Origin of the sequence: Microbacterium salitolerans (assembly GCF_019720895.1) — a bacterium.
Taxonomy (GTDB): Bacteria; Actinomycetota; Actinomycetes; order Actinomycetales; family Microbacteriaceae; genus Microbacterium.
In genome coordinates this window covers 70,865-89,673 of sequence record NZ_JAHKSH010000003.1, presented here as the reverse complement: position 1 = coordinate 89,673, position 18,809 = coordinate 70,865, and the positions used below count along the sequence as shown (strand labels likewise).

The 18,809-nt window shown below is 69.2% G+C and carries 16 protein-coding genes; 2 read left to right on the top strand and 14 right to left on the bottom strand.

Annotated features, from left to right (window positions below; translation table 11 throughout):
- Positions 1 to 30: 30 nt before the first annotated feature.
- From aqpZ to KOL93_RS06950, 4 genes are all read right to left on the bottom strand, one after another.
- Positions 31 to 825, bottom strand: a complete 795-nt coding sequence (aqpZ, locus tag KOL93_RS06965; protein ID WP_221584625.1) for an aquaporin Z — start codon at positions 823 to 825, stop codon at positions 31 to 33.
- A gap of 95 nt (positions 826 to 920) precedes the next feature.
- The gene (locus KOL93_RS06960) at positions 921 to 2,504 is read right to left on the bottom strand and encodes a threonine/serine exporter family protein (protein WP_260406030.1); all 1,584 of its coding nucleotides are present in this window, start codon (positions 2,502 to 2,504) and stop codon (positions 921 to 923) included.
- On the bottom strand, positions 2,497 to 3,570 hold the full coding sequence (locus KOL93_RS06955) for a PLP-dependent cysteine synthase family protein (protein ID WP_221584624.1): 1,074 nt from the start codon (positions 3,568 to 3,570) through the stop codon (positions 2,497 to 2,499). The genes KOL93_RS06960 and KOL93_RS06955 overlap by 8 nt, the downstream gene beginning before the upstream one ends.
- Positions 3,571 to 3,602: 32 nt before the next feature.
- Positions 3,603 to 4,379 (bottom strand): TSUP family transporter, encoded by a 777-nt coding sequence (locus KOL93_RS06950; protein ID WP_221584623.1) that lies wholly within the window; start codon positions 4,377 to 4,379, stop codon positions 3,603 to 3,605.
- 82 nt (positions 4,380 to 4,461) lie between these two features.
- On the opposite strand from KOL93_RS06950, the gene KOL93_RS06945 reads away from it, so the two are divergent.
- Positions 4,462 to 4,791, top strand: coding sequence for a nuclear transport factor 2 family protein (locus KOL93_RS06945; protein WP_221584622.1), 330 nt, complete (start codon positions 4,462 to 4,464; stop codon positions 4,789 to 4,791).
- Positions 4,792 to 4,943: 152 nt separating this feature from the next.
- On the opposite strand, the gene manD is transcribed toward KOL93_RS06945, so the two are convergent.
- The 8 genes from manD to KOL93_RS06905 are packed head-to-tail and all read right to left on the bottom strand — an operon-like array spanning position 4,944 to position 15,805.
- Positions 4,944 to 6,182, bottom strand: a complete 1,239-nt coding sequence (manD, locus tag KOL93_RS06940; protein ID WP_221584621.1) for a D-mannonate dehydratase ManD — start codon at positions 6,180 to 6,182, stop codon at positions 4,944 to 4,946.
- A 3-nt stretch (positions 6,183 to 6,185) separates the two neighbouring features.
- Positions 6,186 to 7,985, bottom strand: a complete 1,800-nt coding sequence (gene uidA, locus KOL93_RS06935; protein WP_221584620.1) for a beta-glucuronidase — start codon at positions 7,983 to 7,985, stop codon at positions 6,186 to 6,188.
- Positions 7,986 to 8,008: 23 nt separating this feature from the next.
- Positions 8,009 to 9,274 carry a mannitol dehydrogenase family protein gene (locus tag KOL93_RS06930; RefSeq protein WP_308291571.1) on the bottom strand — a complete coding sequence of 422 codons (1,266 nt, stop codon included), beginning with the start codon at positions 9,272 to 9,274 and terminating at the stop codon, positions 8,009 to 8,011.
- On the bottom strand, positions 9,271 to 10,677 hold the full coding sequence (uxaC, locus tag KOL93_RS06925; RefSeq protein WP_221584619.1) for a glucuronate isomerase: 1,407 nt from the start codon (positions 10,675 to 10,677) through the stop codon (positions 9,271 to 9,273). The genes KOL93_RS06930 and uxaC overlap by 4 nt, the downstream gene beginning before the upstream one ends.
- An 8-nt stretch (positions 10,678 to 10,685) precedes the next feature.
- Entirely contained in the window at positions 10,686 to 11,528 is an 843-nt protein-coding gene (locus KOL93_RS06920) for an ATP-binding cassette domain-containing protein (protein WP_221584618.1), read from the bottom strand.
- Positions 11,525 to 13,300, bottom strand: a complete 1,776-nt coding sequence (locus tag KOL93_RS06915) for a dipeptide/oligopeptide/nickel ABC transporter permease/ATP-binding protein (RefSeq protein WP_221584617.1) — start codon at positions 13,298 to 13,300, stop codon at positions 11,525 to 11,527. Before KOL93_RS06915 ends, KOL93_RS06920 begins: the two co-directional genes overlap by 4 nt.
- On the bottom strand, positions 13,297 to 14,238 hold the full coding sequence (locus KOL93_RS06910) for an ABC transporter permease (protein ID WP_221584616.1): 942 nt from the start codon (positions 14,236 to 14,238) through the stop codon (positions 13,297 to 13,299). The genes KOL93_RS06915 and KOL93_RS06910 overlap by 4 nt, the downstream gene beginning before the upstream one ends.
- Positions 14,239 to 14,269: 31 nt before the next feature.
- Positions 14,270 to 15,805 carry an ABC transporter substrate-binding protein gene (locus KOL93_RS06905; RefSeq protein WP_221584615.1) on the bottom strand — a complete coding sequence of 512 codons (1,536 nt, stop codon included), beginning with the start codon at positions 15,803 to 15,805 and terminating at the stop codon, positions 14,270 to 14,272.
- Between the two features lie 189 nt (positions 15,806 to 15,994).
- Here KOL93_RS06905 and KOL93_RS06900 point away from each other — a divergent pair, with 189 nt between their 5' ends.
- Positions 15,995 to 17,017: a LacI family DNA-binding transcriptional regulator gene (locus KOL93_RS06900; RefSeq protein ID WP_221584614.1), complete on the top strand. Its 1,023-nt coding sequence runs from the start codon at positions 15,995 to 15,997 to the stop codon at positions 17,015 to 17,017.
- Positions 17,018 to 17,087: 70 nt separating this feature from the next.
- Here the strand turns inward: KOL93_RS06900 and KOL93_RS06895 are convergent, their stop codons facing one another.
- Positions 17,088 to 17,879: an ABC transporter ATP-binding protein gene (locus KOL93_RS06895; protein WP_221584613.1), complete on the bottom strand. Its 792-nt coding sequence runs from the start codon at positions 17,877 to 17,879 to the stop codon at positions 17,088 to 17,090.
- 2 nt (positions 17,880 to 17,881) lie between these two features.
- Positions 17,882 to 18,805, bottom strand: a complete 924-nt coding sequence (locus KOL93_RS06890; RefSeq protein WP_221584612.1) for an ABC transporter permease — start codon at positions 18,803 to 18,805, stop codon at positions 17,882 to 17,884.
- Positions 18,806 to 18,809: the final 4 nt, after the last annotated feature.

Genomic DNA, 18,809 nt, shown 5'->3' with positions numbered 1-18,809 from the left:
CCTCCTCGGGCGAAACGGTCGGCGGGTGCGTCAGCGCGGCTTGGTGTCGAAGAGCGCGCGGTAGGTGAATCCGGCGATCAGGGCGCCGACGATCGGGAACACGATGAACACCCACAGCTGCATGAGCGGCTCGCTGCCGCCGTAGATCGCCGCCGCGATCGAGCGCGCCGGGTTCACCGACGTGTTGTCGACGGGAATCGAGATGAGGTGGATCAGCGTGAGCGTGAGACCGATCGCGAGACCCGCCATCGGCGTTCCGCGGGTCGGGTGCGTGGCGCCGAGGATGACGTACAGGAAGATCGCCGTCAGCACGATCTCGACGATGATCGCCGCGCCCATGCCGAAGCCGCCCGGCGAGAGCTCACCCCAGCCGTTGCTCGCGAAGCCGCCCTCCTGGGCGCCGACGAGCCAGCCGTCGGGGCCCATCGTGCCGATGAGCATGAGCACCGTCGAGGCGAGCAGGCCACCCACGATCTGCGCGATGATGTAGCCGCCCACGTCGCGCCACGGCAGGCGTCCCGCCGCCGCCGCGCCGAGCGTCACCGCCGGGTTGAAGTGGCCGCCGGAGACCGGGCCGAACGCATAGGCGCCGACGACGACGGTGAGGCCGAACGCGAGCGCAACCGCCGCGTAGACACTCGCACCGCTGTCCTCGGTGTAGAGGTTCGAGGCGAACAGCGCCGTTCCGACGCCGCCGAACACGAGCAGGAACGTGCCGAACGCCTCGGCGACGAGCTTCGAGCTCGTGGACGGCGCGGGTGGTGGCGTGTGCGCGAGGTCTGTCGGCTCGACGTGCGCTTCCGGCTTCGGATCGGACTTCGACATGCTGGCCCCCAGAGACGTGAAACCGCCGATCGGCTTCCTTGCCCCGCATAGTGCCAGCACCGCGCGTCTCCGACAAGAGTCGGCGACGCACATTCCTACGGAACCGGCCCGTCCTGTTCCTCGTCGTAGGGCTTTGTGATGGGGTGCGGGTCCGACGTCTCCGCCACGGTGGGCGGAACCTCTGGCTGCGACGGGACGGGCTTGGTCGGAGCGTCTCGGTGTGTGGGCACGACCTCGAACCCCGCGGTCCCGCCGGCACCCGACACCGACCGCGGCTTCGATCGGAGCGCCACGCGCCGACCGCCGATCCGCGCCCGCAGGGGGCTTCCGAGGAAGAGACCGAGCGTCGCGCCGGCCGCCAGCCCGATGCCGATCATCGCCGCAGAGAACAGGGCGTCGAAACCGTGCATGAGCGTCGTCGGATCCGTTCCGGATTCGACGACGCCGAGGAGGCCACGGAACACGTAGGATCCCGGCACCATCGGGACGATGGCCGCCGTCGTGACGGCCACAGACGGCACCTTGAGGCGGTCGGCGACGACGGATCCGATCAGGCTCGCGATGAGCGCGCCTCCGAAGGACGCGGCCGCCACGGGGACCCCCGTGACGTCGGTGAGCAGATACGAGCCGAGCCACGCGAGCAGGCCGAGGGCGGCGCTGATGAAGAGGATGCGGATCCCGGCGCCGTTGATCACGGCGACGGCCCCGGCGATCAGCACGGCCCCGATGGCCTGACCCGGCGCGGCTCCGAGCTCCAGCGCCTCGCTGGGAAGCTCCAGCCCCACCCCGAAGTGCCGCGCCGCCTCGAGGCCCACGAGGATGCCGAGGACGACGCCCATCGTCGCGACCGTGAGGTCGAGGATCCGGCCGCCCGCGGTGAGTGTGAAGCCGTCGATCGCGTCCTGCGCCGCGCCCACGACGGCGAGGCCCGCGAGCATGAGGATGATGCCGGCCGACACGACGAGGCTCGAGCGCACGTCGACGAAGGGGTCGACGCCGGCGCTGCCGAGCGTCGAGATCAGCACGGTGATGCCCGTCAGCACGACCGCACCCGCGATCTGGCTGAAGAAGAGCGGCACGCGTGCGCGCGCGAGCAGATACTGCGTCGCCGCGACGCCGAACGCGGCGATGAAGACGGACAGGAGGATGACCCAGCTCCCGCCGAACATCACGGCCACCGCGACGGGCAGGATCGCCTGGACGAGGAGCACGACGGGGATGCGATAGAGGAACGGCGTGCGGCGGATGATGTGGAAGCGCACGATCGCGTCCGGGAGGGTCAAGCCCGTCTCGATGTCGTTGACGAGCGCCTGCACGCGCTGCAGCTTCGCGTGGTCGGTCTGCGCCGACTGCACCACCTGCATGAGAGTGATCGGACGGCCCGCGCCGTCACGGTGATCCGACACCGTGACGGAGTTGAACGTCACATCGACGTGGACGCTGCGCAGGCCGTATGCGCTCGTGACGCGAAGGGCCGCGAGCGTGACCTCCTTCGCCGATGCTCCGACCGAGAGCATCACCGCGGCGACGCGCATGGCGAGATCGATGATGCGCTGCGCCATCGCGTCGTCGATGATCGGCATCGAGTCGGTCATCGCCCGCCGCGCGGGGTCGCTCCAGACGGCGTGCTTCATGCCCGCGAGCATGCGCCGCGCCCGGCTCACCCGATGATCAGTCATCCCGCCACCTTCCCGTCTCGAGGAACTCCTCCATTCGCGTCCGCGCCGACGAGAGGTCCATACCCTGCTGCGCGACCCACGCGTCGTCGTAGTAGGTGCGCTCGTATCGCGCGCCGCCGTCGCAGATGAGCGTGACGACGGACCCCGTCTCGCCGGCCTCCCGCATGCGGGAGATGAGGCGGAACGCCCCCGCGAGGTTCGTGCCCGTGGATCCGCCCGCCCAGTGCAGCGTCTTGTCGCGCAGAAGACGGATCGCGGCGATGGATTCCTCATCGGGAATACACATCATCTCGTCGACGACTCCGGGAATGAACGACGGCTCCATCCGGGGGCGTCCGATGCCCTCGATGCGACTCGGCAGTCCCGTCTCGTAGTCATCGGCGCCCGTCTCCCAGGCGCCGTAGAACGCGGAGTTCTCGGGGTCGACGACGCACACCTGCGTGTCGTGCCGCCGATACCGGACGTAGCGGCCGAACGTGGCGCTCGTTCCGCCCGTGCCGGCACCCACGACGATCCAGCGCGGCACGGGATACCGCTCCTCGGCGAGCTGCTGGAACACGCTCTCGGCGATGTTGTTGTTGCTGCGCCAGTCGGTCGCGCGCTCCGCGAACGTGAACTGGTCGAGATAGTGCCCGCCGCACTCGCGCGCCAGGCGCTCGGCCTCGGAGTAGATCTCCGGCGGACGATCGACGTAGTGGCAGCGGCCGCCGTAGAACTCGATCAGGTCGATCTTCTCGGGGCTCGTCGTGCGGGGCACGACGGTGACGAATTCCAAACCGAGCATACGAGCGAAGTACGCCTCGCTCACGGCCGTGGATCCGCTCGACGCCTCGACGAGGACCGTGCCAGGGCCGATGCGGCCGTTGACGAGCCCGTACAGGATGAGCGAGCGCGCGAGCCGGTGCTTCAGGGATCCGGTCGGATGCACCGACTCGTCCTTCAGATAGAGGTCGATGCCCCACTCGAGCGGCAGCGGGAAGACGTGCAGGTGAGTGTCGGCGCTGCGATTCGCGTCGGCTTCGAGCAGCCTGACCGCGCCCGTGACCCATGCGCGTCGTTCGTCCATGTCATCGAGCGTAGTGCTCGGGGTGGGGCGATTCAGGCCCCTCTGATGAGGTCGTAGGAGAGCTTCAGGATCAGCGCGGCGACGACCGCGATGAAGACGATCCGCACGAAGCGATTGCCCCTCGACACCGCCATCCGCGCCCCGAGATATCCGCCGACGAGGTTCGCCGCCCCGACGAGGAGTCCGAGCCCCCAGAGCACGTGGCCGGCGGGCACGAAGAAGAGGAGCGCGCCGAGATTGGTGCAGAAGTTCGCGATCTTGCCGAGGGCGGACGCCGGCATGAACGCGTATCCGAGCACGCTCACGAGCAGGATCACGAAGAAGGATCCCGTTCCCGGGCCGAGAGCGCCGTCGTACGTCCCGACGACGAGCCCGATGACGCTCGCCGCGACGACGTGCTTCCACCCGTGCCAGCGGCGATTCGCGTGGACGCCCATCTTCGGCTTCAGCACCGTGAACCCGCCGACGCCGATGAGCACGACGAGGATGATCGGAGTGAACGCCTCCTCGGGGATGAACGTCGCGAGCATCGCGCCGACGATCGCCCCGAGCAGCGCCATGACGGCGAGCGGAACGGCCGTGCGGGGATCCGGCCTCACCCGCCGCGCGAACGTCACGGCGGCGACGGAGGTGCCCATGATGCTCGACAGCTTGTTCGTCGCGAGCGCCTGCAAGGGCGTGATGCCCGGCACGAGCATCATCGCCGGCAGCTGGATCAGCCCTCCCCCGCCGACGACGGCGTCGACCCACCCGGCCACGAATCCCGCGAGGATCAGCAGGCAGAGCGTCAGCAGATCGATCTCGGGCACCGGATGAGTCTACGGCGCGACGTCGGGGTCCTAGGCTGACGGATACCGGCTCTGACCGGGCCGGGACAACCAGGAGGTTCGCATGACCGACATCACCGTTCCCGAGCCCGTCGCGTCCTTCATCACGACCGTCAATGCGCACGACGAGCAGGGATTCCTCGACGCGTTCGCCGCCGACGGCTTCGTCGACGACTGGGGTCGCGTGTTCACCGGACGCGACGCGATCAAGGGCTGGAGCGACGGCGAGTTCATCGGCGCCACCGGCGTGCTCACGCCCGAGGAGGTCACGCGCGAGGGCGACGAGATCACCGTCATCGGCGACTGGCGCTCGACGCACGCGAACGGACGCTCGCGGTTCACGTTCCGCGTCGCCGGCGACCGGCTCGCGAGTATGACGATCCGCGAGGGCTGACCGCCGTCGAATGCCGCAGATCGCTCCAAGACCGACATCTTGGAGCAATCCGCGGCATTCGGGCGCGGGCCAGACGTCTTCCGACGGCGGCACCCGGGTCACTCCCCGAGGACTCCGTCATACATGGCGGCCAGCGTGGGTGCAGCCACCCTCTACCAGTCGTGGATGGTGCCGTCGGCGAGGCGGTTGTAGGGCAGGTAGGCGCGCTCGTACGGGTACTTTCCGGCCTGGTCGGCGTCGAGTTCTACGCCGAGTCCGGGCCGAGTGCCCGGGTGGAGCAACCCGTTCTCCCACGTGTACGACTGCCGGAAGACCTCGTTGGTCCTTGCGCCGTGCTGCATGTACTCCTGGATCCCGAAGTTGTGGATCGCAAGTCCGAGATGCGCCTGCGCGGCCATGCCGACCGGCGAGATGTCGGTGGGGCCATGGAACCCCGACCGGATCTGGTACATCGCCGCGTAGTCCATCGTCTTCTTCAGCGGTGTGATGCCGCCCATGTGCGTGACGGCGCCGCGCACGTAGTCGATGAGCTGCTCGCGGATCAGCCCCTGGAAGTCCCAGATCGTGTTGAAGATCTCGCCGATCGCGAGCGGCGTCGTCGTGTGCTGGCGCACGAGGCGCAATGCCTCCTGACTCTCGGCCGGCGTGCAGTCCTCGAGCCAGAACAGGTCGTACGGCTCGAGCGACTTGCCGAGCTTTGCGGCCTGAATCGGCGTCATGCGGTGGTGCCCGTCGTGCAGGAGCGGCAGCTCGGGGCCGAACTCGTTGCGCACGGCTTCGAAGACGCCCGGCAGGTGACGCAGGTAGGCCCGCGTGTCCCAGTCCTCCTGCACGGGGAGCGCGCCGCGGCGGGCGGGCTCGTGGTCGTATCGCGCTTCTCCCCCGCCCGCGGCAGCCGACTGCGACGCGATCCCGTAGATCGCGTTCAGGCCAGGGACGCCTGACTGGATCCGGATCGCGCGATAGCCCTCGTCGAGGTGCTCGCGGACCGAGTCGAACAGCTCGGGCAGTTCCTTCCCCGACGCATGGCCATACGCCAGCAGCCCCTCGCGTGAGGCGCCACCGAGCAGCTCGTGCACGGGCATCCCTGCGGTCTTGCCCTTGATATCCCACAACGCCATGTCGACGGCGGCGATCGACGCCATCGTCACGGGGCCGCGGCGCCAGTACGCGCCGCGGTAGAGGAACTGCCACGTGTCTTCGATGCGCGAAGGATCGGCCCCGATCAGCAGCGGAACGACGTGCTCCTTCAGATACGCGACGACCGCGAGCTCGCGCCCGTTCAGCGTCGCGTCGCCGAGCCCCGTGACCCCGTCGGACGTCGTGATCTTCAGCGTCACGAAGTTCCGGTCCGGACTCGTGACGATGACCTCGGCCCTGTCGATGATCATGGGTCAGCTTTCCGTCGGGACGGGCGCGGAGAACGGCGTCGCCGCAGTGCCCCACCGCGCCCGCAGCAGGTGCGCGGCCTGCTTCGGCCGGCGGTCGCGCGTGAACGCCCCCTTCTTGTTCCCATCGACGCGGATGATGCCCGGCGAGGTCTGGAAGTCGGCGAAATTCCACACCTGCTCGCCGACGACGGCGTCGATGCGATCGAACACCCGGTGGTACATGTCGAGAAGCGCGGCCTGATACTCCTCTGACCACGACTGCTCGAAGACCGAGTGCAGCCCGGCCAGCGTGTCGGCGCCGTACTCCGTGATGATGATCGGCTTGCCGTGGGTGTCGGCCCACCCGCGCAGCTCCTTCTCCAGCCGTACCTCGGCCGAGGCGAGGTTCGCGTTGTCGACATACCAGCCGTAGTAGCGGTTGAGGCAGATGACGTCGAACAGGTCGACGATCGCGTCGGTGTCGAAGCTCGCGCGACCCTCGCCGACGTAGCAGACAGGCCGGGTCGGATCCATCTCCCGCGCGAGGCTCGCGAGCGGCGCAAAGTAGTCGCGTGCGGCGGGCTCGACCGCTTCGGGCTCGTTCGCGATCGACCACAGCACGACCGATGGGTGGTTCCTGTCGCGAGCGATCAGCTCACGGATCCCCTGTGCGTGCGCCGCCTGCGTGCGGTCATTGAACATCGCATCGCTGAACGCGGCCTGTTCGGCCAGGCCGTGCACGCCGCCGCCGATCGCGAGGTTCAGTCCGACCGCGGCGGTCTCGTCGATCACGACGATTCCGTTGCGGTCGGCGTGGTCGAGCACTTCCTCCGCGTACGGATAGTGCGAGGTGCGGAACGAATTGGCGTGCGACCACTCGAGCAGGGCGAAGTCGTGCACAAGGAGGACGTCATCGTGCCCGCGACCGTGCACGTTGCTGTCCTCGTGCTTGCCGAAGCCGCGGAAGTAGAAGGGCTCCCCGTTGATGAGGAAATCTGTGCCGCGGACCTCGACCGTGCGGATCCCGAACGTCTGGCGGTAGACATCGGCGACGCGGTCCCCGTCGAGCAGCTCGACGCGCAGGTCGTAGAGCTCGCCGGCGCCGGGGTTCCACAGCCGCGGCGACGCGATCTCGATCTCGCCGCTCGCGCCATCCGCCGTCGCCACGTCCGATCCGTCGACGTCGACGACCGCGACGCGCACCGGTCCGTCGGCCTCGATCTCGTACGACACGGTCGCACGCTCAGGCGTCGCGCTGACAGTCGAGACCGCGACGTCGGTGATCCGCTCGCGCGGCGTCGAGACAAGGCGCACGTGGCGGTGCAGTCCGGCGTAGTTGAAGAAGTCGAAACGCCCGAAGTTGCGCGTCGCGCCCAGCGCATCGACCTCGACGCGCCCCGGCGGGATCGTCTCGTTGGTCAGGAGGTTGTTGACGCCGATCGTGAGACGGGCGCTCCCGCCGGGCGCCACCAGTTCGGTGACATCTGCCTCGAACGGCATGTACCCGCCGACGTGCTCGGCGACGAGCTCGTCGTCGAGGTACACGCGCCCCTCGTGGGTGGCGGAGTCGACGCGCACGAGGATCCGCTGGCCCTCCCAGCCAGCGGGGATCCTCACCTGCCGCTGATACCAGACCCACCCGACGTGCATGCGGATCGCGTCGTCGGCGAACTGGTCGTTGTAGCTGCCGGGCACCGCGACGTCGCGTGCTCCCCCGAGCGGCCCTTCCCAGGGGCGCTCGTCGGCGTCCGTGTCGGTGCGGAAGCGCCAGATCCCGTCGAGGGTCCTCTGGTCGCGGGTCTCGGATTCCTGGGGCGTGAGCATGGCTCCTCTTTCTCTGTCGTTCGTTAGTTCCGTCGGGCGCGCGTGCGCAGCGCGTCCACGTCGTCGGTCAGCGGCGCGATGTCGTCGTGGAGCGAGGCCAGGAGGGGCTCGGTCTCGCCGCCCAGGCGGTCGGCCCACGCGGCGAGTGCCGCGAGGCATCCGGCCCCGTCACGACCGGCCTCGCGCTCGCGCCGCAGCACGGGCAGGATCCGCGCGCGCACCTTGATCTCGCCGTCGCGAGCGATCTGGGCGAGGCGGTGCTCGACGCGCGGGTTGAGGAAGCGCGCTGCCAGCGCCTCGCGATAGGCGTGCACGTCGAGGTCGGCGGGCAGCTGGAGGGCCGCCTCGTCCCAGAATCCCTCGACGAGGGCGCGCACGGCGTCGTCGGCCATGGCGGCCGACACGGTGGCGTGCCCGCGCAGGGGTCCCGCCGCCGCGAGGATCGTGTGCGCACCGTTGAGCATCCAGAGCTTGCGTCGCTCGTAGGGCGTGATGTCGTCGACGAAACGCGCGCCCGCGTCCTCCCAGCGGGGTCGCCCCGCGGGGAACTCACCCGCGAGCGTCCAGTCGCGGAACGGTTCGGCGACGACGGCGGCGTGGTCCTCGAAGCCCGTGAGACCCTCGGCGTCGGCGCGGTCGGCGTCGGTGACGGCCGGGGTGATCCGATCGACCGACGTCGACACCGCACTCACCGTCGAATGGATGTAGTCGGCAAGGTCGGGCGCATCGGCGGCGAGCGCGAGCAGCGCGGCACGGAGTACGGATCCGTTGCTCGGCAGGTTGTCGCATGGGACCACGGTGAGGGGCCCTGCGTCGGCGCGGCGGCGGGCGTCGAGGGCCCAGGCGAGGCGGCCGAGCGCGGTCGACGGGGCGGGGGCGGTCGGATCCGCCGTTGCCAGCGTCCGGCGATCCGCGGCGAGCGCGACCGGATCCAGGGCGTAGCCCGCCTCCGTGATCGTGAGGGTCACGAGCGCCGTCTCGGGCGCGGCGACGACCTTGGCGAGCGCAGACATGTCGCGGCCGTCGTGCGCGCGGGACAGGGATCCGATGATCTCGGCCGAATCGACTTGCGGCCCGCGCTCCACGAGGGTGAACAGCCCGTCCTGCTCCTGCAGCGGCACAGCGGCGGCGGGAGTGCGGCCCGTGAAGGCGGCGATCCCCCAGTCGGGCGCCGTGCGCGCTGTGTACCAGGCCTGGTGCGATCGGTGGAAGGCCCCGAGGCCCAGGTGGGCGATGCGGACGGGCGGCGCGGATCCGATTCCCGCCGACGCCCGGGTGAGGCGAGTCACAGCTTGAACACCTCCCGGGGCTGGCGGTCGGTGATGTCCACGATGATCTCGCGGGCGCGCTCGATCGACACCCGCCCCTCGGCGACGTACCGCGCCAGGAATGCGGCATCGCTGCGGCGCGCGACATCATGCCGGGCCGGGATGGAGAGGAAGGCCCGCGTGTCGTCGACGAATCCGGACCCGCGCGAGAAGCCCGCCGTCTCGGTGACGGCCGACCGGTACCGCCCGATCGCGTCGGGCGCGTCGAGGAACCACCACGGGGCGCCGATGAACACCGATGGGTAGAAGCCCGCGAGCGGCGCGATCTCCCGCGAATACGCGGTCTCGTCGATCGTGAACAGGACCAGATGGAAGTCCTTGGCGAGCCCGAACCGCTCCAGCAGCGGGCGAAGACTGCGGGTGAACTCCGCAGCCACGGGGATGTCGTGGCCCGAGTCGGCGCCGAAACGCGCGTGCGTCACCGTGCTGTGGTTCCGCAGCACGCCGGGATGCAACGTCATCACGAGGCCGTCGTCGACGCTCATCCGCGCCATCTCGACCAGCATGTGCCCGCGAAGCTCCCGTGCCTCGGTCGGCATCAGTTCGCCGCGCACGGCGCGACGGTAGAGCGAGGCGGCGTCGACCTCGTCGAGCTCGGTCGTGTAGGGGTCGGGCACACCGTGGTCGGCGGAGACGGCGCCGTGGGAGACGAAGTGCGCGCGCCGCTCGGCGAGCGAGGAGAGGTAGCCGCGGTAGTCGTCGACGGGCCGCCGGTGGGCGTCGGCGAGCCGCGCGACGGCGTCCGCGTAGCCGGGCGCCTCGGGGTCGAGGTACCGGTCGGGGCGGAAGGTCGGCAGCACGCGCCCCCGGAACGACGGATCCTCGTCGAGGCGCCGGTGCCCGTCGAGATCGTCGAGCGGGTCGTCGGTCGTCGCGAGGGCGTCGATGCGGAACCGGTCGAACAGCGCCCGCGGACGGAAGGCCTCCGTCGCGAGCGATGCGCAGAGGCGGTCGTACAGCACGTCGGCGGTGTCAGCCGCCGGGGTCTCGACGACGCCGAACACCTCGGCGAAGACGTGCTCGAGCCAGCCGCCCGAAGCGGTGCCAGCGAAGACGGGCCACCTCTCGCAGAACACCCGCCATGCCGCGCGCGGGTCGACGTCTGCTCCTCCGACGCCGATCCGGGCGAGATCCACCCCCGACGCGTGCAGAAGTCGCGTCACGTAGTGATCGGGGGCGAGAAGCAGGGTCGTCGGATCCGCGAACGGCTCGTCGCCTGAGAGCCACTCGACGGGGACGTGGCCGTGCGGCGAGACGATCGGCAGGTGCGCCACCGCGGCGAACAGCTCGCGGGCGATCTCGCGCGTGGACGGATCCGCGGGAAGCAGCCGGTCGGGATCGAGGCGGAGCGCTGTGGTGGTCATGGTGCCCTTCATGTCGTCACCTCGAAGTCGGCGGGGTCGAGCGCCTGGAACGCCTCACGTCGGGCCCGCTGCTCATCCGGATCGATGACCGGAGCGGCGAGCAGCAGTCTCTGCGTGTAGGGATGAACCGGGGCCCCTCCGACCGCGGCCGCTGGACCGTGCTCGACGACGTTCCCGCGGTAGAGCACGGCAATGTCGTGGCTCATGTGCTTCACGACATCGAGGTCGTGCGAGATGAACAGGTAGGCGACGGAGGTGTCGTTCTGGATCTCGAGAAGCAGATCCAGAACTCGTGCCTGGGTGGACAGGTCGAGCGCCGACACGGCTTCGTCGCACACGATGAGCTTGGGCTCGAGCGCGAGGGCTCGAGCGATCGCGACGCGCTGGCGCTGGCCCCCAGAGAACTCGTGCGGGAGACGACGCGCGGCGTCGCTCGGAAGGTGGACGCGGTCGAGCAGATCCCCGATGCGCGCACGGGCATCGCGCCCCGACGCTCCCTGCGCGATGAGAGGCTCGGCGAGGATCTCGCCGATCTCCATCGCGGGGTTGAGGGATCCGTACGGATCCTGGAACACGACCTGCAGATCGCGCGAGATCTCGCGCCGCACGCGCCGGCTCAGGTGGCTGATGTCGCGGCCGTCGAAGGCGATCCGTCCGCTCGTCACCGGCGCGAGGCCCAGCGCGGCTCGACCGATCGTCGTCTTGCCGGATCCCGACTCGCCGACGAGGCCGAGCGTCCTGCCCTTCTCGACGTCGAGCGAGACGCCATGCAGCGCGCGAAACGGCTTCCGCATGAGGCCCTTCCCGCGGAACTCGACGACGAGGTCCTGGATCTCGAGCAGCGCGGTCATCGCACACCGCCATTCGTTCCGGCGAGGAGTGGCATCCGCGGCTCGCGCCCGGCGACGGTGGACGCCAGCAGCTGCTTCGAGTACGGATGCTGCGGGTCGCGCAGCACCCCGCGCACCTCGCCCTCCTCGACGAGCTCGCCCTCGCGCATGACGACGACACGGTCGGCGAGATCGGCGATCAGGCCGAAGTTGTGGCTCACGACGACGACCGCCATGCCGAGTTCGCGCTGCATCTCTCGCAGCAGCTCGAGCACCTCGGCCTGCACGGTCACGTCGAGGGCCGTCGTCGGCTCGTCGGCGATGATGAGGTCGGGCTCGCAGCTCACGGCGCCCGCGATGAGCACGCGCTGCGCCATGCCTCCCGAGATCTCGTGCGGGAACGCGCGCATCGTGCGCTCGGGGTCGGGGATCCCGACACGATCGAGCAGAGAGACTGCGCGCTTGCGCGCCTCGGCCCGGCTGACGCCGAGGCCCTTCATGATCGGGCGGATCAGCTGAGATCCGATCGTGAACGCCGGATCGAGGTTCGACATCGGCTCCTGCGGGATGTAGGCGATGCGCGTGCCTCGAAGAGCGTCGAGCGCCTTCTGATCCGTCCCCGTCTCACCCGACACGATGCGTCGGCCATCGAACACGATCTCGCCGCCGACGATCCGCGCGTTCTTCGGCAGCAAGCCAAGGATCGAGAACGCCGTCTGCGTCTTGCCCGATCCCGACTCGCCGACGATGCCGAGCACCTCTCCCCGGTCGACGGCGAAGCTGACGCCCTGGACGACGACGTTCGTCGTGCCATCGGGACGCGGGTATCCCGTCTGCAGGTCGCGGACCTCGAGGAGGTGGGTCGACTCGGCGACCCCCGTCTCCGACGGCTCGACCGGGCGGTGGTCGCGCTTCTGCGGGGCGGCGACCGTCGCACCCCCTTCGAGGGCGTCGCGGATCGCGTTGCCCAGCAGCACGAGGGATCCGATCGTCAGGCCGATTGCGAGGGCCGGCCAGAGCAGGAGCATCGGCGCCGTGTAGATGTTGCGGTAGGCGTCGTTGATCATGGCCCCCCAGGTGGCCGTGAGCGGATCGCCGATGCCGAGGAACTCCATGCCGTTCTGGATCCCGATCGCGACGCCGCAGATGATCGCGGTCTGGATGATGATCGGCGCGCGCACGACGGACAGGATGTGGCGCGCGATGATCCGCAGATCGCTGAGCCCCGCGACTCGGGCGGCATCGACGTAGAGCTCATTGCGCGCCGACTGCACGGCCGTGCGGGTGAGCCGGAAGTAGCTGGGGCTGATGAGGATGCCGAAGACGATCATCGTAATCCAGACCGATGGACCGAAGGCGGCCCGCGCCGTGAGAAGGACGATGATCCCGGGGAGGCTCATGATGAGCCCCGCGCACCAATTGGCGACGCCGTCGAAGAGGGTGCCGTAGAAGCCCGCGATGAGGCCGCTCGGCAGCCCGATCGCGATCGCCACCGCGGCACAGAGCAGCGCCGATAGGAGCGTGATCTGGGTCGAGGAGACGAGGCGGCTCCAGACATCGCGCCCTGCGCTGTCGGTGCCCAGCAGATACTCCCCGCCCGGCGGGGCGAAGGCATTGCCGACGTCGGCGAAGTTCGGAGAGAACGGTGCGATCACGGGAGCGAACACGGCGATCACGACCACGGCCGCGAGGATCGTCAGCGACACGATCCCGAGCGGATTCGTGAGGAGGCGGCGGAGCGGCGACGTGCGGGTGCGCATCGACTCCAGTACGACGAGTTCTGTGCTGCTCATGACACACGCACTTTCGGGTTGAGCCAGCCGTTGGCGATGTCGACGACCAGGTTGACGACGACCACGATCGTCACGGTGGCGATCACGACGCCCATCACGATGGGGATGTCACCCTGAGTCGTGGCCGTGACGGCCGTCGATCCGATGCCCGGCAGCGAGAAGATGCGCTCGATGATGACGGCGCCGCCGAGCATGCCGACGAACTGCAGGCTCAGGACCGTGAGTCCGGCCGGAGCGGCGTTCTTCAGGACGTGCGCGAAGAGGATCTCACCCGCCCCTATCCCACGGCTGCGCAGCGTGCGGACGTACTCCTTCTCGAGCTGCTGCAGAACCGCGCTGCGGAACTGCTGCGTGCTGCCGGTCACCGCGCTGATGACGATCGCGATGACCGGCAGCGTCATCGACGCCACCCAGACGCTGATCGGCGCGCCCGGACTGATCGTGCTCACCGCCGGGAACACGCTCCACGTGATCGCGAAAAGGATCACGAGGACGAGGGCGAGGACGAAGTTCGGGATGATGTCGCCCGCGACGGATCCGATCTGCACGACGCGATCGATCCATCCGCCGCGCACCGCAGCGGCCACGCCGATGGCGGCCGCCACGATCGCGACGAGCACGATCGACACGAACACGAGGACGAGAGTCACGGGCAGCCGCGAGGCGATCACATCGGCCACCGGTTGCGAGGTGAACCACGACGTGCCCAGGTCTCCGCCCAGGGCGTTCACCATCCAGGTCGTGAAGCGCTCCAGAAGCGGGCGGTCGAGGCCGAGCTCCTGGGCGCGACGCGCGACCTGCTCCTCCGTGGCCTGATCGCCCGCGAGATTGCGCGCGATGTCCGTGCCCGAGAAGAACAGCAGCACGTAGGTGAGCACACAGATCACCGCGAGGAGGACGATCCCCGAGACGATGCGCTTCACGACGAACGTGAGCATGTCGCCTCCTTTCTGCGTCGTCTCCGGGGCCTCAGCCCACGGGCGAGAAGTTGTACAGCGACGGGAGCGCCTGCTGCGGCTGCTTCACGACGTCGACGGCGTCGCCGTCGTACGCGACGACCTGGTCGAGGCGGTAGAGCGGTACGAACCAGGCGTTCTCGACGACGTACTCGTTGATCTCCTGCGCGATCTCGTCGCTGTCCTCGCCGGCGACGCGCATCTCGTCGATCAGCGCCGTCAGCTCGGGATCGGCTGTGTTGAAGGGGTTGTACAGCGTGCCCTCGGCAAGCAGCTGCTGCACATTGACCCAGGCCTCGCTCTGGAACAGGTTGAAGTAGAAGATCTCGACCTTTCCCTGCGCGATGTCGCCGAAAAGGGTGTTCATCTGCGCCGGCTCGGACTCGAGGGTGATGCCGGCCTCACTGAGCTGCTGGCGCAGCGCCGCGTGCACGGCATCCCATCCCGGAACGAGGGGCACGGTGATCGCGACGCCGTCGTCGTAACCCGCCTCGGAAAGGAGGTCACGCGCCCGCTCGGGGTCGTGCGGGTAGCGCTCGTCGAGCTCGTCGACGAATGCCCCGCTCTCGGGGCCGAACGGCTGAGTCGTCGCGGTGCCATGGCCGCGCTCGTTCTGCTCGACGAGCGCCTCGCGGTCGACGGCATAGTTGAGCGCCTGGCGCACGCGCACGTCAGCGAGCGCCGGGTTCAGCTCTCCGTCGCGGTCCATGAGGGTGAGGCCGTGCCAGTCGACCTGGTAGTCGTCAAGGATCTCAAAACCCGCGCCCTCGGCCTGATCGAACGTGGTCGCATCGAGGACCGTCGCATCGACCTGGCCGGACTGCAGGGCGTTCAAACGTGCCGAGACGTCCTCGAGGACACGGAGCTCGAGGCGGTCATACTTCTGGAGCTCGGGCGCCCAGTAGTCCTCGCGCGCGGTGAAGACGATGGACGACCCCGCAACGGTCGCCGCCTCGTCCATGACATAGGGGCCGGAGCCGACGGGCACCGTGTCGCTCGATTCGGCACCCACGGAGTCGGGGCTGGCCATGAGGCCGGCGGCCTGGCCCAGATGGAATTCGAGGGAGGGATCCGGCTCCGTCAGGTGGAGGACGACCGTGTCGTCATCGACGACCTCGACCGAGTCGAGCACGGAGAGCTGGGACGCCTGCCGCAGCGCGTCTTCCTGGAAATGCTCGAGATTCGTCTTGACGGCCTCGGCGTCGAACGCGGATCCGTCGCTGAACGTGACGTCGTCGCGCAGCTCGAGGGTGAGCGCGGTGGCAGAGTCGTCGTATGACCACTCGGTCGCGAGCATCGGCTGCAGCTCGCCGTTCTCGTCGCGCCGGAGCAGCGAATCATACGGCGCCTGGTGCGGAACGAGGCCGTGGCCGACGTGGGCGTCCTCGGATGCCCACGACGTCACGTCGCCGAGCATGCCGATCGTAAGAGCGGTCTGTCCGCCCTCGCCACCGGATCCGCTCGACTCTCCACCGCCCGCGGTGCACGAGGCGAGCGCGAGAACCGGTACGAGCAGTGCGGCGGCTGTGGCAGGTTTCGTGAACTTCATCGTCCATGTCCTTGTCTTGAGGTGGGCAACGGTGCGTCGTCGGGAATGTCAATCGGTTGCCGCAATGGACGTTACGATAGACACGATTCATCGTCAATACGATCTAGCTATCGATTGCCGGATACGCCAGATAAGCCCGATCGATGTGGCACGATGGTCGAAGCGACCCGCGGCGGACGAAGGAGCAGGATGGTCGAGCGTCACGCAGTGCACGGCGCGGGGGGCAATCGAAGGCCGTCGGCGACGATCTACGACATCGCCCGCGAACTCGGCCTCAGCCCGTCCACTGTCTCCCGCGCCCTCAACAAGCCCGGGCGCATCAGCGCGAAGACCGAGAAGCGGATCCGCGAGACGGCCGCCGAGCTCGGCTACCGCAGCAATCCGATGGCGCGCGCCCTGCCGACGGGGCGCACGCGCATGATCGGCCTGGTCGTCTCCGACGTGACGAACCCCGTGTTCTTCCGCCTCGTGCGCGGTGCCGAGCAGGTGTGCAGCGAGCTCGGATACACACTGGTGTTCGCCGAGTCGCAGGAGTCGGGTGAGATCGAGTCGGGCACACTCGATCGACTGCTGCCCGCGGTCGACGGCGTCGTGCTCGCCGCAGCGCGTCTCGACGACGAGCAGATCGCGTCGATCGCCGAGACCAAGGACGTCGTGCTCATCAACCGCCGCGTCGGCGATCTGGCCGCCGTGGTGCCCGACATCGACACGGGCGTCGCCGAGGCGATCGGCCACCTCGCCGAGCTCGGGCACCGCTCTCTCGCGTACGTCGCCGGCCCGACCACGTCGTGGATGTCGCGCGAGCGCGGCGAACGCCTGTTCGATGCCGCTGTCGCCCACGACATGACGTTCGCCGAGATCGGGCCGAATCAGCCGAGCCTCGAGGGCGGCGAGGCGGCGCTGCGCCGCGTGCGCGCATCGGGGGCGACCGCGGTCCTCGCCTACAACGACCTCATGGCGATCGGCCTGCTGCGTGCGTGCCGCCGGGAGGGGGTCGACGTGCCGCGGCAGCTCAGCGTCGTCGGCTTCGACGACATCTTCGGCGCCGATCTCACGACGCCCTCGGTCACGACCGTGCGCAGTCCGCTCGACCGTGCGGGCGCCGCCGCCGTCCGCGAGCTCGTGTCGACGCTGGAGTCGCGCGACCCGGAGGCGACGGATCCGCTCGTCACCGAGCTCGTCGTCCGGGAGTCCACCGCAGCCCCCGCCTGACCCGCCGTCGAATGCCGCAGATCGCTCGATCCACACCGCGGTGGAGCGATCTGCGGCATTCGGACGCGCGTCAGCCGAGCATGGCGCGGTCGTCGAAGCTCGCGCCCTTGATCTTCCCGAACTCGGCCATGAGCGCCTCGACGGAGAGCTTCTGCTTCGTCGCGGCGTCGGCCTCGAACACGATCCGTCCCTCGTGCATCATGATGAGTCGGTTGCCGAGGGTGAGGGCCTGCTCCATGTTGTGCGTGACCATGAGCGTCGTCAGACCGCCCTGCTCGACGATCCGGCCCGTGAGGTCGGTCACGAGCGCCGCGCGCTGCGGATCCAGCGCCGCCGTGTGCTCGTCGAGGAGCAGGATCCGCGGACGCGTGAACCCGGCCATCAGCAGCGACAGCGCCTGGCGCTGACCGCCCGACAGCAGCCCGACCTTGGCCTTCAGCCGGTCTTCGAGCCCGAGCTCGAGCGACCCGAGCTCCTCGACGAATCGCTCGCGGCGGGCCTTCGTCACGCCGCGGCGCAGACCGCGCGGCTTCCCGCGCAGCAGCGCGAGCGACAGGTTCTGCTCGATCGTGAGGTCGGGCGCCGTCCCGGCCATCGGATCCTGGAACACGCGCCCCACGTACTGCGCCCGGCGGTGCTCCTTGAGCTTGTTGACCGTCGTGTCGTCGATGACGACGCGTCCGGTGTCGACGGGGATCCGGCCCGCGACCGCGTTGAGCAGCGTGGATTTCCCCGCGCCGTTCGATCCGATCACGGTCACGAAGTCGCCCTGCTCGAGCTGCAGGTCCACACCGGCGAGCGCGCGTCGCTCGTTCACGGATCCGGGGAAGAACGTCTTGCTGACGCTGTCGATCGTGAGCATCGTCAGACTCCCTTCGTCTCGGCCTCGGCGGGCGCGGGCGCCCGCCCGCCCCGCAGGTCGCGCCAGGACGGGATCCGCTTCAGCAGTCCCCAGCGCGGCAGCAGGAGGGCGACGACGACGAGCGCCGCCGTGATCGCCTTCATGTCGTTCGGGTTCAGCCCCACCTGCAGCGCCGCGTAGATGATCACGCGGTAGATGACCGCGCCGACCACGACGGCGAGGCTGGCCAGGAACATGAAGCGCTGCCCGAGCACCGCCTGACCGAGGATGACCGACGCGAGGCCGACGAGGATCAGGCCGATGCCCATGCTGATGTCGGCGAAGCCCTGGTACTGAGCGACGAGCGCGCCGCACAGGCCGACGAGACCGTTCGACAGGGCGAGGGTGAGGATCGTCGTGCGATCCGTGTCGGCGCCGAGGCTGCCGATCATCTGCTTGTTGTTGCCCGTGGCCTGGATCGCGAGACCGAGATCGGTCGTGAGGAACCAGTCGACGATGAGCTTGAGCAGCATCACCACCGCGAGGAACACGAGCACGCCGATCCACGTGCGCCCGAGCAGCTGCGCGTCGCGCAGCGGCGTCATCACCGTCTCCTCGCGCAGCAGGGGGACGTTCGCGCCGCCCATGATCCGCAGGTTGACGGACCAGAGGGCGATCATCGTCAGGATGCCCGCGAGCAGCCCGTCGATCTTCCCCTTCGTGTGCAGCAGGCCCGTGACGAGGCCCGCGATCAGTCCCACGCCGCCGCCCGCAAGGGTCGCCAGCACCGGGTTCTGGCCCGCCGTGATCATCGCGGCGGCCACCGCTGCGCCCGTCGTGAAGCTCCCGTCGACCGTGAGGTCGGGGAACTTCAGCACACGGAACGTCAAGTACACGCCCAGCGCCATCACTCCATAGATGAGGCCGAGCTCGACAGCTCCGATCACGCGG

Coding starts and splice junctions, on each gene's coding strand:
- aqpZ (WP_221584625.1), bottom strand. CDS start 825: ATGTCGAAGTCCGATCCGAAGCCGGAAGCGCACGTCGAGCCGACAGAC.
- KOL93_RS06960 (WP_260406030.1), bottom strand. CDS start 2,504: ATGACTGATCATCGGGTGAGCCGGGCGCGGCGCATGCTCGCGGGCATG.
- KOL93_RS06955 (WP_221584624.1), bottom strand. CDS start 3,570: ATGGACGAACGACGCGCATGGGTCACGGGCGCGGTCAGGCTGCTCGAA.
- KOL93_RS06945 (WP_221584622.1), top strand. CDS start 4,462: ATGACCGACATCACCGTTCCCGAGCCCGTCGCGTCCTTCATCACGACC.
- manD (WP_221584621.1), bottom strand. CDS start 6,182: ATGATCATCGACAGGGCCGAGGTCATCGTCACGAGTCCGGACCGGAAC.
- uidA (WP_221584620.1), bottom strand. CDS start 7,985: ATGCTCACGCCCCAGGAATCCGAGACCCGCGACCAGAGGACCCTCGAC.
- uxaC (WP_221584619.1), bottom strand. CDS start 10,677: ATGACCACCACAGCGCTCCGCCTCGATCCCGACCGGCTGCTTCCCGCG.
- KOL93_RS06920 (WP_221584618.1), bottom strand. CDS start 11,528: ATGACCGCGCTGCTCGAGATCCAGGACCTCGTCGTCGAGTTCCGCGGG.
- KOL93_RS06915 (WP_221584617.1), bottom strand. CDS start 13,300: ATGAGCAGCACAGAACTCGTCGTACTGGAGTCGATGCGCACCCGCACG.
- KOL93_RS06910 (WP_221584616.1), bottom strand. CDS start 14,238: ATGCTCACGTTCGTCGTGAAGCGCATCGTCTCGGGGATCGTCCTCCTC.
- KOL93_RS06905 (WP_221584615.1), bottom strand. CDS start 15,805: ATGAAGTTCACGAAACCTGCCACAGCCGCCGCACTGCTCGTACCGGTT.
- KOL93_RS06900 (WP_221584614.1), top strand. CDS start 15,995: ATGGTCGAGCGTCACGCAGTGCACGGCGCGGGGGGCAATCGAAGGCCG.
- KOL93_RS06895 (WP_221584613.1), bottom strand. CDS start 17,879: ATGCTCACGATCGACAGCGTCAGCAAGACGTTCTTCCCCGGATCCGTG.